We start from the raw sequence: 13,481 nt of genomic DNA, 5'->3' as shown, positions 1-13,481 counted from the left end.
CGGTGAGCGGGGCAACAGACCCCGCCGCCAGAGATACACAAGAATTAGAACGTAGAGGAGCAAAACATGTACAAGTCCAGCCTGGCCGTGGCCGTGGCACTGGGGGTTTTCGCCCAAACAGCAGGCGCTGCCGGTTTCGTTGAAGACAGCAAACTGTCGCTCAGCTCGCGCACCATGTACTTCAACAACGACAACCGTGAAGCTCACGCCGCAGCCGGGGCCGAGCGTCCGGATCAGCGTGAATCCGGTCAAGGCTTCAAGCTTGACTACATCTCCGGCTTCACCGAAGGCACCGTAGGCTTCGGGGTCGACGCGCAGGCCCTGTGGGGTATCCACCTGGACGGTGGCGAGGGCTACCACAAGAGCGGTTTCTTCCCGGATGACGGCAAAGGTTCGGCAGCCCAGTGGGCTCGCTTCGGTGCCAACGCCAAGGCTCGCTTCTCGAAGACGGAAGCGCATTTCGGTAGCGCACTCGCGCCGAACTTGCCAATCCTTGTTTCCAACGATGGCCGTCTGCTGCCGCAGACCTTCGAGGGCGGTACTATCCAGTCGAAGGAAATCGACAATCTGACCATTAACGCTGGTCAGCTGACTCACGCCATGGGCCGTGCATCGAGCAACCGCACTGGTCTTTCGGTACAAGGCGCGACTCAGGAGAGCAACAAATTCCGCTACGCGGGTCTGGATTACAAGCTCACTCCTGACCTGACTCTGCAGTACTACTACTCGAACCTGGAAGATTTCTACAAGCAGCACTTCCTGGGCGCTACTCATGTGTTCAAGATTGCTGACGATCAGTCGTTCAAAACCGACCTGCGCTATTTCGACAGTAGCAAGGACGGTCGCAATGGCGAAGCTGGCTATGAGTTCAAGAACAACGGCGGGTATGCCAAGAATCCAGGCGAGGTCGATAACAAGACCTGGTCTGCAATGTTCACCTACACCCTGGGTGGCCATGCTCTGATGCTGGGTCACCAGCAGGTCAGTGATGACGGTGGTTTCGTATGGTTGAACCAAGGCAGCTTGGTTGATGAAGGTGCTGGCGGCTCGAGCTTCTACCTGTTCACCGACAGCATGATCAACCAGTTTGCCAAAGCAGGTGAAAACACTACCTTTGGTCAATATTCGTATGATTTCGCCAGCTTGGGCGTACCAGGCCTGAAAGCGTCTGTAGCTTACCTGCGTGGTGAAGATGGCCGTAGCACCAATGGTAATGGCACCTTCACTGAGTGGGAGCGCGACGCGCGCGTTGATTATGTGCTGCAGGAAGGTACGCTCAAAGGCCTGGGCTTCAGCCTGCGTCAAGGTGTGTATCGTGGTACCGGTTCCGGCTCTGCCAACGATCAGGACCAGACTCGCTTCATCGTGAACTACACTTACAACTTCCTGTAAGCCGTAGCTGAACAAGAAGCCTCGCCTAGTGCGAGGCTTTTTTGTGCCTGCAAATTAGTATGCTTTAAGGTTATAAATAAATCGTTATTTATTCTTTTTGTTTTTAATCGAATGCAGGCACATTGAACCCATACGGTACAGAACCCAGCCAAGGAGCCGCAGCCCATGAGCCTCAAACTCGGCGATATCGCCCCCGATTTCGAACAGGATTCCAGCGAAGGCAAGATCCGCTTCCACGAGTGGCTGGGCAACAGCTGGGGGGTGTTGTTCTCCCACCCGGCCGACTTCACCCCGGTGTGCACCACCGAGCTGGGCCTGACTGCCAAGCTCAAGGACGATTTCGCCAAGCGCGGGGTCAAGGCCATTGCCCTGTCGGTAGACCCGGTCGACTCGCACCACAAGTGGATCGAGGACATCAACGAGACCCAGAACACCGTGGTCAACTTCCCGATCATCGCCGACGCTGACCGCAAGGTCTCCGACCTGTACGACCTGATCCACCCGAACGCCAGCGACACCCTCACCGTGCGCTCGCTGTTCGTGATCGACCCGAACAAGAAGGTGCGCCTGACCATCACCTATCCGGCCAGTACCGGGCGCAACTTCAACGAAATTTTGCGGGTGATCGACTCGCTGCAGCTGACCGACAACCACAAGGTCGCCACACCAGGTAACTGGCAGGACGGTGACGAGGTGGTGATCGTGCCTTCGCTCAAGGATGAGGAAGAGATCAAGCAGCGCTTCCCCAAAGGTTACCGGGCGGTCAAACCCTATCTGCGGCTGACCCCTCAGCCCAATCGTTAATGGATTCCTCGTTGCATTGCTCTTAGCCAAGCAGGGATTTTCGGGCCGTTTCGACGGCCTTTTTTTTATGGCTGCAAGAACTGTGTGGGCTTCTTCGCGGGCGCGCCCGCTCCCACAGGGACCGCGCATGCCCGCGAATAGGCCCTGAAATACAAAATCAAAAATGGAATAACCAAATGAAAAAATATGATTTCTAGATATATGCGGTGACTGTTAATGTCACTCCCAACAGAACACAAGGAAGCGCTGCAATGCTGGTCGTATCAATCGGTGGTAGCCCAAGCCCTCGTTCACGCTCCGGCGTGTTGCTGGAGCGTTCGCGCCAGTGGCTGCAGGACCAAGGCGTCGAGGTCGTGACGTTCCAGGTACGGGACTTCCCCGCCGAAGACCTGCTCCACGCTCGTTTCGACAGCCCGCATGTGCAGCACTTCCAGCAGCTGGTAGCCCAGGCCGATGGCCTGATCGTTTCAACCCCGGTGTACAAGGCGTCGTTTGCCGGTGCACTGAAAACCTTGCTCGACCTGCTGCCTGAGCGCGCCCTGGCACACAAGATCGTGTTGCCAATCGCCACCGGCGGCAGCATCGCCCACATGCTGGCGGTGGATTACGCATTGAAACCCGTGCTGTCGGCACTCAAGGCACAAGAGACCCTGCAAGGGATCTTTGCCGACGACAGCCAGGTGGCTTACGCAGAGGGCACGAAGCCCGCGCAATTGGTACCGGCGCTGGAAGAACGCCTGCTGGACTCGCTGGAAACCTTCCACGTTGCCTTGGCCCGTCGGCCACGCCCCGTGGCCCCCGGCGTACTGAATGAACGCCTGATCAGCGCTCGCTGGAGCATCTGACCGGCACACCCCGCTTTACCACCTTACTCGCCCGACAACGAGGCAAGCAGGTGCAACCCGAACCCAAACGTACAGGAGAGCGCCATGCGCACAGTCTTCTTGCGTCGCGGTCTGGTCGCCCTGTTTGCGGCGGCTGTGTCCTTCGGCGCCATTACCCAAGCCCAGGCCGAGAGCCTGCGTATCGGTTACCAGAAATACGGCACCCTGGTGCTGCTCAAAGCCAAAGGCACGCTGGAGAAGCGCCTGGCCGAGCAGGGCGTGCAGGTGCAGTGGACCGAATTCCCCGGCGGCCCGCAGCTGCTTGAAGGGCTGAACGTTGGCTCCATCGATTTTGGCGTTACCGGCGAAACCCCGCCCGTATTCGCCCAGGCTGCCGGCGCCGATCTGCTCTACGTAGCCTATGAGCCGCCAGCACCGCACAGCGAGGCGATCCTGGTGCCGAAGGGGTCACCGGTCCAGTCGGTCAAGGACCTGAAGGGCAAGAAAGTCGCGCTCAACAAAGGTTCCAACGTGCACTACCTGCTGGTCCGCGCCCTGGAAGATGCTGGCCTGAAGTACAGCGACATCCAGCCCGTTTACCTGCCGCCGGCTGATGCCCGCGCCGCCTTCGAGCGTGGCAGCGTCGATGCCTGGGTGATCTGGGACCCGTACCAGGCAGCCGCCGAACAGCAGCTGCAGGCGCGTACCTTGCGTGATGGCAAGGGCCTGGTCGACAACCACCAGTTCTACCTCGCCACCCGCAACTACGCGACCCAGCACCCGGCGGTGATCAACACCCTGATCGAGGAAGTGCGTGCCGTGGGCGAGTGGTCCCAGGCCAACCCGCAGGAGGTGACCGACCAGGTTGCACCGCTGCTCGGCCTGCCCGCCGACATCACCCTGACCTCGGTCAAGCGCCAAGGCTACGGTGCTGCACCGCTGACTCCCGAGGTCGTGGCCGCACAACAGAAAATCGCCGACACCTTCCAGGCGCTCAAGCTGATACCAAAGCCGCTGAGCATCAAGGACGTGATCTGGACACCCCCGGCCAAGGTCGCTAGCGCGCCTTGATTGATTCGCCTGCGCCGGGGCGCCGCCCTGGCTGAGCCACCCTTGAGGAGACAACTCCAATGAGCCTTAACATTTTCTGGTTCCTTCCTACGCACGGTGACGGTAAGTACCTGGGCACGTCCGATGGCGCTCGCGCCGTTGACCATGGCTACCTGCAGCAGATCGCCCAGGCGGCCGACCGCCTTGGCTTTGGTGGCGTGCTGATCCCCACCGGGCGCTCCTGCGAGGATTCCTGGCTGGTGGCAGCGTCGCTGATCCCCGTGACCCAGCACCTGAAATTCCTGGTTGCCCTGCGCCCAGGCATCATTTCGCCAACCGTGGCCGCACGCCAGGCAGCAACCCTGGACCGCCTGTCCAATGGCCGTGCCTTGTTCAACCTGGTGACTGGTGGCGACCCGGACGAACTGGCCGGTGATGGCCTGCACCTGAACCACCAGGAGCGCTACGAAGCCTCGGTCGAGTTCACCCGTATCTGGCGCAAGGTGCTGGAAGGCGAAAACGTCGACTACGACGGCAAGCACATTCAGGTGAAGGGCGCCAAGCTGCTCTACCCGCCGATTCAGCAACCACGTCCGCCGCTGTATTTCGGCGGTTCGTCCGAAGCTGCCCAGGACCTCGCCGCCGAACAGGTCGAGTTGTACCTGACCTGGGGCGAGCCACCTGCAGCGGTTGCCGAGAAGATCGCCCAGGTGCGCGAAAAGGCAGCTGCCCAGGGCCGTGAGGTACGCTTCGGGATTCGTCTGCACGTGATCGTGCGTGAAACCAACGAAGAAGCCTGGGCTGCCGCCGACAAGCTGATCTCGCACCTGGACGACGACACCATCGCCCGGGCCCAGGCCTCGCTGTCGCGCTTTGACTCGGTAGGCCAGCAACGCATGGCTGCCCTGCACGGCGGCAACCGCGACAACCTGGAAGTCAGCCCCAACCTGTGGGCCGGTGTTGGCCTGGTCCGCGGCGGCGCCGGTACCGCACTGGTGGGTGATGGCCCGACCGTGGCAGCGCGGGTAAAGGAATACGCTGATCTGGGTATCGATACCTTCATCTTCTCGGGTTACCCACACCTGGAAGAGTCGTACCGCGTTGCCGAGCTGCTGTTCCCGCACCTCGACGTACAGCGCCCGGAGCAACCGAAAACCGGCGGCTACGTGAGCCCCTTCGGCGAGATGGTGGCCAACGACATCCTGCCCAAGTCTGTGTCGCAGAGCTGAGGGCCGGGCCATGAGTCGTGCAACTTCCTCCAACCTGGCCCAACGCCTGGCGCCGTGGGCGCTGCCAGTACTGCTGTTGGCAGCCTGGCAGCTGGCGGTCAGCGCTGGCTGGCTGTCGACGCGCATCCTGCCGGCACCCAGCGCTGTGGTCAGCGCCGGTGTCGAGCTGGTACGCAGCGGCGATATCTGGACCCACCTGGCCATCAGTGGCTGGCGTGCCGGCCTGGGCTTCGTCATCGGTGGCAGCATCGGCCTGGTGCTGGGCTTCATCACCGGCCTGTCGAACTGGGGCGAACGCCTGCTCGACAGTTCGGTGCAGATGATCCGCAACGTGCCGCACCTGGCGCTGATCCCGCTGGTGATCCTGTGGTTCGGCATCGACGAATCGGCAAAGATCTTCCTGGTTGCGCTGGGCACGCTGTTCCCGATCTACCTGAACACCTACCACGGTATTCGTAACGTTGACCCGCAGCTGGTCGAGATGGCACGCAGCTACGGCCTGTCGGGCTTCAGCCTGTTCCGCCAGGTAATCCTGCCGGGCGCACTGCCGTCGATCCTGGTGGGCGTGCGCTTTGCCCTGGGCTTCATGTGGCTGACCTTGATCGTTGCCGAAACCATTTCGGCCAACGCCGGCATCGGTTACCTGGCGATGAACGCCCGTGAATTCCTGCAGACCGACGTGGTGGTACTGGCCATCGTCCTGTATGCCGTGCTCGGCAAGCTCGCCGACCTCGCCGCCCGCGGCCTGGAACGTGTGTGGTTGCGCTGGCACCCGGCCTACCAAGTGGCCAAGAAGGAGGGCGCATGACCGTGCTCAAGGAACAGCCGCCACGCCTGTTGCGTGGCATCCCGCTGGCCTCCAACGGCCTGCGCAAGGCCTTTGGCCAGCGCGAAGTGTTGAAGGGCATCGACCTGCACATCCCGGCTGGTCAGTTCGTCGCCATTGTTGGCCGCAGCGGCTGCGGTAAAAGCACCCTGCTGCGCCTGCTGGCCGGGCTCGACCAGCCTACTGCCGGGCAACTGCTGGCCGGCGCTGCGCCGCTGGAAGAGGCCCGTGAAGAAACCCGCCTGATGTTCCAGGACGCACGCCTGCTGCCGTGGAAGAAGGTGATCGACAACGTAGGCCTGGGCCTTTCTGGCGACTGGCGTTCACGGGCACTGGATGCACTTGAGGCGGTTGGCCTTGCCGACCGCGCCAATGAGTGGCCAGCGGCACTGTCGGGTGGCCAGAAGCAGCGTGTGGCATTGGCCCGTGCGCTGATTCACCAACCGCGCCTGCTGCTGCTGGATGAGCCGTTGGGTGCGCTGGATGCATTGACCCGTATCGAAATGCAGCAACTGATCGAACGCCTGTGGCGTCAGCACGGTTTCACTGTGCTGCTGGTCACCCACGATGTCAGCGAGGCGGTCGCCGTGGCTGACCGGGTGATCCTGATCGAGGACGGCGAGGTCGGGCTCGACCTTACTGTCGACCTGGCACGGCCCAGGGCGCGTGGTTCGCACCGCCTGGCTGCACTGGAAAGCGAAGTGCTCAACCGTGTTCTGTCGGCCCCGGGCACTGCGCCCGAGCCGGACCCTGTAGCCCCTCTGCCCACGCAACTGCGTTGGGCTCACTGATTGACTCACTTACCCGACTGAAGCCATAGAGAAGGAATTACATCATGACTATCAAAGCCATCAACGTCCGCAACCAGTTCAAAGGCACCGTGAAAGAAATCCTCGAAGGCCCGGTACTGTCGGAAATCGACGTGCAGACCGCCTCGGGCATCGTGACTTCGGTCATCACCACCCGCTCGGTCAAAGAGCTGGAACTGCAAGTGGGCAGCGAAGTGATTGCCTTCGTGAAGTCGACTGAAGTGTCTATCGCCAAGCTGTGATGGGGCAGTTCGATATTGGGGCCGCGTTGCGGCCCTTCGCGGGCTCGCCCGCTCCCACATGGTCCTGCGTACAGCGGAAAATGTGGGAGCGGGCATGCCCGCGAAGGGCTGCAAAGCAGCCCCAATAATTTCAGCTGGAACGCTTGGCCAGAAACGGCGGTAGATACAACCCCAGATACGCCTCGAACACCCGCTTGCCTTCCTCGGCCATGCGCGGGGTGATCGCCTCGTGCAGCTGTACCGACCGCGCATACACCCGGTCGCTCAACTCCATGGCCAGCGCAAACACGTCCACATCCAGCGGCATCACCGGCAGGTGAAAATGCTGGTCGAACAACTTGTGCATCAAGTCGCCCAATTCCATGTCGTGCTGCCGGTCGGCCTGCACCACCTCACTCAGCCCATGCTGGGCGAGGATCAGCTGCCGCGCTGCGGCATCCCCGTTATAGATCTCTAGCATGCGTTCTTCGATCAGCCGTGACAGCTCGTGCCAGGTGCTGAACATGCTGCTGTCGATGGGTGCGCCCAGTGCTTCGCGAAACGCCCGGTGTACATCGGCAGTCAGCGCTTCCAGCAACGCTGGCACGCTGGCGAAGAAGTGATACACCGACGACGGCGGAATCTGTGCCCGCTCGGCCACGCTGTAGATGGACAGCGCCGCCACCCCGTGTTCGGCCAGCAGCTCACGCGCAGCCGCCAGGATCGCTTCGATCCTGGCCTGGCTGCTGGCGCGCGGCTTGCGCGGGGTGGCGGTGCGGTTCATCAGTTGCTGATGGCCAGGATGCTAGCCTGGTAGGCGCCGACGAACAGGTCGAAGTCACCGACTTCTTCCTGTTCCAGCTCCGACTGCTTGGCGAGCGAGTCGCGGGCCAGTGTTTCGAAGGCCTGTTGCTGCTCATTGCTCAGTGGCTGCTCGCGGAAGGTTTCGGCGTGGATCCGGCTTTGCCGCAGCGAGAACGCGATGAAGCTCTCGTCATGCTCGGTCATGCGTGCCAGCACCTGGGCCGACGGTGTCAGCGAGGTGTCGTCAACCTTGGCCTGCTGTGCATCCAGCGCCTTGGCGTGCTCATCAAAGCCTTGGGCCTGGTCGAGCAGGTTGGCCAGTTGCCGGATACGTTCGATCAGCTCGCTGGCCCAGTCTTTCAAGCCGATCGGCTGGCCATTGCGGTGCAGCTCCAGCCCCGGGCGGCGGCCTTCCTTGACCACGGTCAGGAAGTTGCTGGTGCACTGGCCGCATTCGCCATTGTCCAGCTGCGGGCTGTCTTCCAGCGCGCAGAACAGCAGGAACGCATCCAGGAAGCGCGCCTCGGTCAGGTCGATGCCCACCGGCAGGAACGGGTTGATGTCCAGGCAACGCACTTCCACATACTGCACGCCGCGCGAGGTCAGGGCCTGGATTGGCCGTTCGCCCGTATAGGTGACCCGCTTGGGGCGGATGTTCGAGTAGTACTCGTTTTCGATCTGCAGGATGTTGGTGTTCAGCTGCACCCACTCGCCGTCCACGTGCGTGCCGACTTCCACGTAAGGCGGGTAGGGCGTGCCCACCGCCTTGCGCAGGCTGTCGGTGTAGCTGGCCAGGTTGTTGTAGCACGGCGTGAGGCCGGCCTGGGCGTTGCTCTGGTAGCCCAGGTCACTCATGCGCAGGCTGGTGGCGTAGGGCAGGAACAGGGTTTCGGCGTCCAGCTCTTCGAGCTGGTGCGGGCGGCCACGCAGGAAGCCTTTGTCCAGCGCTGGCGACGCGCCGAACAGGTACATCAGCAACCAGCTGTAGCGACGGAAGTTGCGGATTAGCGCGATGTAGGCCGACGACTGGTAGTCGCGGTTGTCTTCGGTGCTGCCTTCGGCTTCGCGCAGCAGAGGCCACAGGGCTTCGGGCAGCGAGAAGTTGTAATGGATACCGGCGATGCACTGCATGGTGCGGCCGTAGCGCAGGGCCAGGCCCTTGCGGTAGACATGCTTGAGCTTGCCGATGTTCGAGGTGCCGTACTCGGCAATCGGGATATCCTCCTCGGCCGGCAGCGTGCATGGCATCGACGGGCTCCACAGGTACTCGTCGCCCAGCTTGCTGTAGACGAAACGGTGGGTCTGTTCGAGGCTTTCGAGCACCTTGGCCGGGTCGGGCAGGGCCGGGGTGATGAACTCCAGCAGCGACTCGGAATAATCGGTAGTGATCTGCTCGTTGGTCAGCGCCGATCCCAGGGCTTGCGGATGCGGGGTCTGGGCCAGGCGACCTTCGTCGGTCACGCGCAGGCATTCGCGCTCAATACCGTGCAGGCACTGCTTGAGCAGGGGGAGATTGGCGCCGAGCAGGCTCAGGCGGCGGTTGAGGAGGTCGCTCAAGATGTATTCCTTCACGCGTCAGTCGCCCCAATATGGGGGTAGCAAAGACGGTCTACAAGGGTAGTTGGAAAAGGAACTGGCGTTGTCGCCTGGTTTACGCGGTTCCGGCATTGCGCAGCGCCGACTGCAGGGGCCGCTGCGCGCCCCATCGCCGGCAAGCCGGGCTCCCACAGGAACACCACCATATTCAGGTTTGTGGGTTACCTGTGGGAGCCCGGCTTGCCGGCGATGGGCTGCGAAGCGGCCCCCGGCTGTTGCCAAAAATACCGCAGATATTGCTTGGTGGGCTAGAGAACCGCGAAGGTTCCTTGCGCTTTCGCCACCAGGTTGTCGCCCTGGACTACGTCGGCGTCGACCACCAGGGTACGCCGCCCGGCGTGCAGTACACGGGCGGTGCACACCACTTCGCCGTCACTCACGGCACGCATGTAGTTGATCTTGCACTCGATGGTGACGCTTTGCTGGTCGAAGCCATGGCTGGCCGAGCAGGCCAGGCCCATGGCGATGTCCACCAGGCTGAAGATCGCCCCGCCGTGCAGCTTCTGGCCCCGGTTGCGCAAATGCGCTTCGAGGGGCAGGGCCACTTCGGCAACACCTGTTTCCAGGCGTTGCAGGCGGCAGCCCAACAGTTGGCTGAAGGCGCTTTCGACGTATTCGCGTGGTACGTCCATCACTTCTTCTTCAACTGCTTGGCGTTGGCGAACAGCGAGGCCATGGCGTTGTTGGCCGGTGCGGCAGTGGCAGTTTCACGCGGGCGTGGAGCCTGCTGCTGACGGTTGCCGCCATTGCCACGGTTGCCGCCGCGGTTGCCTTCGACCTTTTCGCCCGGGGTGTCGCTCATGCGCATGGACAGGCCAACGCGCTTGCGCGGGATGTCCACCTCCATGACTTTGACCTTGACCACATCGCCGGCCTTGACCGCTTCACGCGGGTCTTTGATGAACTTCTCCGACAGCGCCGAGATGTGCACCAGGCCGTCCTGGTGCACGCCGATGTCGACGAAGGCACCAAAGTTGGTGACGTTGGTCACCACGCCTTCGAGGATCATGCCTGGCTCCAGGTCCTTGAGGTCTTCGACGCCGTCCTGGAAGGTGGCGGTCTTGAACTCGGGGCGCGGGTCACGGCCAGGCTTGTCCAGCTCATGCAGAATGTCGGTGACGGTCGGCAGGCCGAAAGACTCGTCGGTGAATTTCCTTGGGTCCAGGCGCTTGAGGAAGCTGCTGTCGCCGATCAGCGAGCGGATGTCGCGGTCGGTGTCGGCAGCAATGCGTTGCACCAGCGGGTAGGCTTCGGGGTGCACTGCGGAAGCGTCCAGCGGGTTGTCGCCGTTCATCACGCGCAGGAAGCCGGCGGCCTGTTCGAAGGTTTTCTCGCCCAGGCGGCTGACCTTTTTCAGCGCCGCACGGGTGGCGAACGGGCCGTTGGCGTCGCGGTGGGCGACGATGTTCTGTGCCAGCGTGGCGTTGAGCCCAGAAATACGGGTCAGCAGCGCCACCGAGGCGGTGTTCACATCCACACCCACGGCGTTCACACAGTCCTCGACCACGGCGTCCAGGCCGCGTGCCAGTTTCAGCTGGGAAACATCGTGCTGGTACTGGCCGACACCGATGGATTTCGGGTCGATTTTCACCAGCTCGGCCAGCGGGTCCTGCAGGCGGCGGGCGATCGACACGGCGCCACGGATCGAAACGTCCAGGTCCGGGAACTCGCGGGCGGCCAGTTCAGATGCCGAGTACACCGAAGCGCCGGCTTCGGAGACCATGATCTTGGTGATTTTCAGTGCTGGATACTTTTTCACCAGCTCTGCCACCAGCTTGTCGCTTTCGCGGCTGGCGGTGCCGTTGCCGATGGCAATCAGTTCCACCGAGTGCTTGGCGCACAGGGCGGCCATGACGGAAATGGTGCGGTCCCAGTCATTTTTCGGCGCGTGTGGGTACACCGTCGTGTAGTCCAGCAGCTTGCCGGTGGCATCGACCACGGCAATCTTGCAGCCGGTACGCAGGCCCGGGTCAAAGCCCAGGGTGGCACGCGGGCCGGCAGGGGCGGCCAGCAGCAGGTCGTGCAGGTTGTGGGCGAACACGTTGATCGCCTCGCCTTCGGCGTTGTCGCGCAATTCGCCGAACAGGTCGGTTTCCAGGTGGGTGTAGAGCTTGACCTTCCAGGTCCAGCGCACCACTTCGCCCAGCCACTTGTCGGCCGGGCGGCTGCGGTTTTCGATGCCGACGTGGTTGCCGATCATCACTTCGCACGGGTGCAGGGTGCCAGGCAGCTCTTCGCCCACTTTCAGCGAGGCGCTCAGCACGCCTTCGTTGCGCCCGCGGAAGATCGCCAGGGCACGGTGCGACGGAGCGTTGCGCAGCAGTTCGTCGTGGGCGAAGTAGTCGCGGAACTTGGCGCCTTCTTCTTCCTTGCCGGCCACCACACGGGCGCTGAGCACCGACTCCTGCTTGAGGAAGTTGCGCAGCTTGTCGAGCAGGGCCGCGTCTTCGGCAAAGCGCTCCATCAGGATGTACTTGGCGCCTTCCAGCGCAGCCTTGACGTCGGCCACGCCTTTTTCGGCGTTGACGAAGCGTGCAGCTTCGCTCTCCGGGGCCAGGGCCGGGTCGTTGAACAAGCCATCGGCCAGTTCGCCCAGGCCGGCTTCCAGGGCGATCTGGCCTTTGGTGCGGCGCTTCTGCTTGTACGGCAGGTACAGGTCTTCGAGGCGGGTCTTGGTGTCGGCCAGCTTGATTTCGCGGGCCAGTTCCGGGGTCAGCTTGCCCTGTTCCTCGATGCTGGACAGGATGCTGGCGCGGCGCTCGTCGAGTTCGCGCAGGTAGCGCAGGCGCTCTTCCAGATGGCGCAGCTGGGTGTCGTCCAGGCTACCGGTCACTTCCTTGCGGTAACGGGCGATGAAAGGCACTGTCGAGCCTTCGTCCAACAGGCCCACGGCCGCCTCGACCTGCTGGGGGCGTACGCCCAGTTCCTCGGCGATACGGCTGTTGATGCTGTCCATGTAAACCACCTGACATTTGTGAATACGGGGGTCGCCTGTGGGCTTTTCGCCCGGCGGCGCTGGATGAAAGCCGCGCATTATACCCATCGCAAACCGCTTGCGGTGATGGCGCCCGGCCAGCCGGAACTGGCGCCCGGGGAAAAATCTGCTAACAATGCTCACGCAACGTGCAGCAATGGCTACGCCATAATGCGCGGCGATATCAGAGGAGTAATTCATGACCGGCACCGCAAACACCGCTGAAGGTGACAAGATTCTCATCGTCGACGACGATCCGGGGCTTAGCAGCCTGCTGGAACGTTTCTTCACCAGCAAGGGCTACCGTGCCCGCGCGGTGCCCAACACCGAGCAGATGGACCGCCTGCTGCAGCGCGAGGTGTTCAACCTGGTGGTGCTCGACCTGATGCTGCCGGGTGAGGATGGCCTGTCCGCGTGCAAGCGCCTGCGCCAGCAGAACAACCAGATCCCGATCATCATGCTCACCGCCAAAGGCGACGAGCTCAGCCGAATCAAGGGCCTGGAGCTGGGCGCCGACGACTACCTGGGCAAGCCGTTCAACCCGGACGAGCTGATGGCCCGCGTCAAGGCCGTACTGCGCCGTCAGGCACCGGCAGTGCCGGGTGCTCCGGGCAGCGAAGACGAGTCGGTCACCTTCGGCGACTACGAGCTGTCGCTGGCGACCCGCGAACTCAAGCGTGGCGACGAAGTGCACATGCTTACCACCGGCGAGTTCGCCGTGCTCAAGGCCTTGGTGATGCATGCCCGCGAGCCGCTGACCCGCGACAAGCTGATGAACCTGGCCCGTGGCCGCGAGTGGGATGCACTGGAGCGCTCCATCGACGTGCAGATCTCGCGCCTGCGCCGCATGATCGAGCCGGACCCGTCCAAGCCGCGTTACATCCAGACCGTGTGGGGCGTGGGCTACGTGTTCGTGCCGGACGGAAACGCGGGTAAATGATGCCTCGTCGTC

General features: G+C 62.5%; 13 protein-coding genes. 9 read left to right on the top strand and 4 right to left on the bottom strand.

All coding sequences use genetic code 11. From position 1 onward, the window contains the following. The first annotated feature begins 66 nt into the window (after nt 1-66). The 8 genes from ACFY9W_RS08810 to ACFY9W_RS08775 all read left to right on the top strand — a co-directional run bounded on the left by ACFY9W_RS08810 (nt 67) and on the right by ACFY9W_RS08775 (nt 7,176). Nucleotides 67-1,392, top strand: a complete 1,326-nt coding sequence (locus tag ACFY9W_RS08810) for an OprD family outer membrane porin (RefSeq protein ID WP_391128519.1) — start codon at nt 67-69, stop codon at nt 1,390-1,392. A 165-nt stretch (nt 1,393-1,557) separates the two neighbouring features. Continuing rightward, complete coding sequence (locus tag ACFY9W_RS08805; RefSeq protein WP_016497546.1) at nt 1,558-2,196, top strand: peroxiredoxin; 639 nt, start codon at nt 1,558-1,560, stop codon at nt 2,194-2,196. 251 nt (nt 2,197-2,447) lie between these two features. Continuing rightward, a complete protein-coding gene (ssuE, locus tag ACFY9W_RS08800; RefSeq protein WP_391128516.1) occupies nt 2,448-3,041 on the top strand; it encodes an NADPH-dependent FMN reductase in 594 nt (197 codons plus the stop codon). 84 nt (nt 3,042-3,125) lie between these two features. Next, nucleotides 3,126-4,091, top strand: coding sequence for an aliphatic sulfonate ABC transporter substrate-binding protein (locus ACFY9W_RS08795; RefSeq protein ID WP_391128513.1), 966 nt, complete (start codon nt 3,126-3,128; stop codon nt 4,089-4,091). A 59-nt stretch (nt 4,092-4,150) separates the two neighbouring features. Next, nucleotides 4,151-5,299, top strand: coding sequence for an FMNH2-dependent alkanesulfonate monooxygenase (gene ssuD, locus ACFY9W_RS08790; RefSeq protein WP_391128510.1), 1,149 nt, complete (start codon nt 4,151-4,153; stop codon nt 5,297-5,299). A gap of 10 nt (nt 5,300-5,309) precedes the next feature. Further along, nucleotides 5,310-6,107, top strand: a complete 798-nt coding sequence (ssuC, locus tag ACFY9W_RS08785; RefSeq protein WP_391128507.1) for an aliphatic sulfonate ABC transporter permease SsuC — start codon at nt 5,310-5,312, stop codon at nt 6,105-6,107. Further along, on the top strand, nt 6,104-6,916 hold the full coding sequence (gene ssuB, locus ACFY9W_RS08780) for an aliphatic sulfonates ABC transporter ATP-binding protein (protein WP_391128505.1): 813 nt from the start codon (nt 6,104-6,106) through the stop codon (nt 6,914-6,916). Before ssuC ends, ssuB begins: the two co-directional genes overlap by 4 nt. Before the next feature lie 44 nt (nt 6,917-6,960). Then, nucleotides 6,961-7,176, top strand: coding sequence for a molybdopterin-binding protein (locus ACFY9W_RS08775; protein ID WP_008095172.1), 216 nt, complete (start codon nt 6,961-6,963; stop codon nt 7,174-7,176). Nucleotides 7,177-7,306: 130 nt separating this feature from the next. On the opposite strand, the gene ACFY9W_RS08770 is transcribed toward ACFY9W_RS08775, so the two are convergent. The 4 genes from ACFY9W_RS08770 to ACFY9W_RS08755 form a co-directional block, all read right to left on the bottom strand. Further along, complete coding sequence (locus tag ACFY9W_RS08770; RefSeq protein ID WP_391128501.1) at nt 7,307-7,939, bottom strand: TetR family transcriptional regulator; 633 nt, start codon at nt 7,937-7,939, stop codon at nt 7,307-7,309. Beyond that, nucleotides 7,939-9,516: a glutamate--cysteine ligase gene (gshA, locus tag ACFY9W_RS08765; RefSeq protein WP_391128498.1), complete on the bottom strand. Its 1,578-nt coding sequence runs from the start codon at nt 9,514-9,516 to the stop codon at nt 7,939-7,941. Before gshA ends, ACFY9W_RS08770 begins: the two co-directional genes overlap by 1 nt. A gap of 287 nt (nt 9,517-9,803) precedes the next feature. Next, nucleotides 9,804-10,187, bottom strand: coding sequence for a hotdog fold thioesterase (locus ACFY9W_RS08760; RefSeq protein WP_391128495.1), 384 nt, complete (start codon nt 10,185-10,187; stop codon nt 9,804-9,806). Then, nucleotides 10,187-12,511 carry a Tex-like N-terminal domain-containing protein gene (locus tag ACFY9W_RS08755; protein ID WP_391128492.1) on the bottom strand — a complete coding sequence of 775 codons (2,325 nt, stop codon included), beginning with the start codon at nt 12,509-12,511 and terminating at the stop codon, nt 10,187-10,189. Before ACFY9W_RS08755 ends, ACFY9W_RS08760 begins: the two co-directional genes overlap by 1 nt. A gap of 217 nt (nt 12,512-12,728) precedes the next feature. Between ACFY9W_RS08755 and ompR the strand changes: the two genes are divergently transcribed. Beyond that, nucleotides 12,729-13,469, top strand: coding sequence for a two-component system response regulator OmpR (ompR, locus tag ACFY9W_RS08750; protein WP_016484407.1), 741 nt, complete (start codon nt 12,729-12,731; stop codon nt 13,467-13,469). The last annotated feature ends 12 nt before the right edge of the window (nt 13,470-13,481 follow it).

It is taken from the genome of Pseudomonas sp. NPDC008258, assembly GCF_042956345.1.
Lineage (GTDB): Bacteria > Pseudomonadota > Gammaproteobacteria > Pseudomonadales > Pseudomonadaceae > Aquipseudomonas.
The sequence above is the reverse complement of the archived record's forward strand: the minus strand, read 5'-3'. Positions and strand labels throughout refer to the sequence as shown.

Bases quoted from the DNA above. Each gene is read 5' to 3' on its own strand.
- ACFY9W_RS08810 (WP_391128519.1), top strand. From the start codon at position 67: ATGTACAAGTCCAGCCTGGCCGTGGCCGTGGCACTGGGGGTTTTCGCC.
- ACFY9W_RS08805 (WP_016497546.1), top strand. From the start codon at position 1,558: ATGAGCCTCAAACTCGGCGATATCGCCCCCGATTTCGAACAGGATTCC.
- ssuE (WP_391128516.1), top strand. From the start codon at position 2,448: ATGCTGGTCGTATCAATCGGTGGTAGCCCAAGCCCTCGTTCACGCTCC.
- ACFY9W_RS08795 (WP_391128513.1), top strand. From the start codon at position 3,126: ATGCGCACAGTCTTCTTGCGTCGCGGTCTGGTCGCCCTGTTTGCGGCG.
- ssuD (WP_391128510.1), top strand. From the start codon at position 4,151: ATGAGCCTTAACATTTTCTGGTTCCTTCCTACGCACGGTGACGGTAAG.
- ssuC (WP_391128507.1), top strand. From the start codon at position 5,310: ATGAGTCGTGCAACTTCCTCCAACCTGGCCCAACGCCTGGCGCCGTGG.
- ssuB (WP_391128505.1), top strand. From the start codon at position 6,104: ATGACCGTGCTCAAGGAACAGCCGCCACGCCTGTTGCGTGGCATCCCG.
- ACFY9W_RS08775 (WP_008095172.1), top strand. From the start codon at position 6,961: ATGACTATCAAAGCCATCAACGTCCGCAACCAGTTCAAAGGCACCGTG.
- ACFY9W_RS08770 (WP_391128501.1), bottom strand. From the start codon at position 7,939: ATGAACCGCACCGCCACCCCGCGCAAGCCGCGCGCCAGCAGCCAGGCC.
- ACFY9W_RS08760 (WP_391128495.1), bottom strand. From the start codon at position 10,187: ATGGACGTACCACGCGAATACGTCGAAAGCGCCTTCAGCCAACTGTTG.
- ACFY9W_RS08755 (WP_391128492.1), bottom strand. From the start codon at position 12,511: ATGGACAGCATCAACAGCCGTATCGCCGAGGAACTGGGCGTACGCCCC.
- ompR (WP_016484407.1), top strand. From the start codon at position 12,729: ATGACCGGCACCGCAAACACCGCTGAAGGTGACAAGATTCTCATCGTC.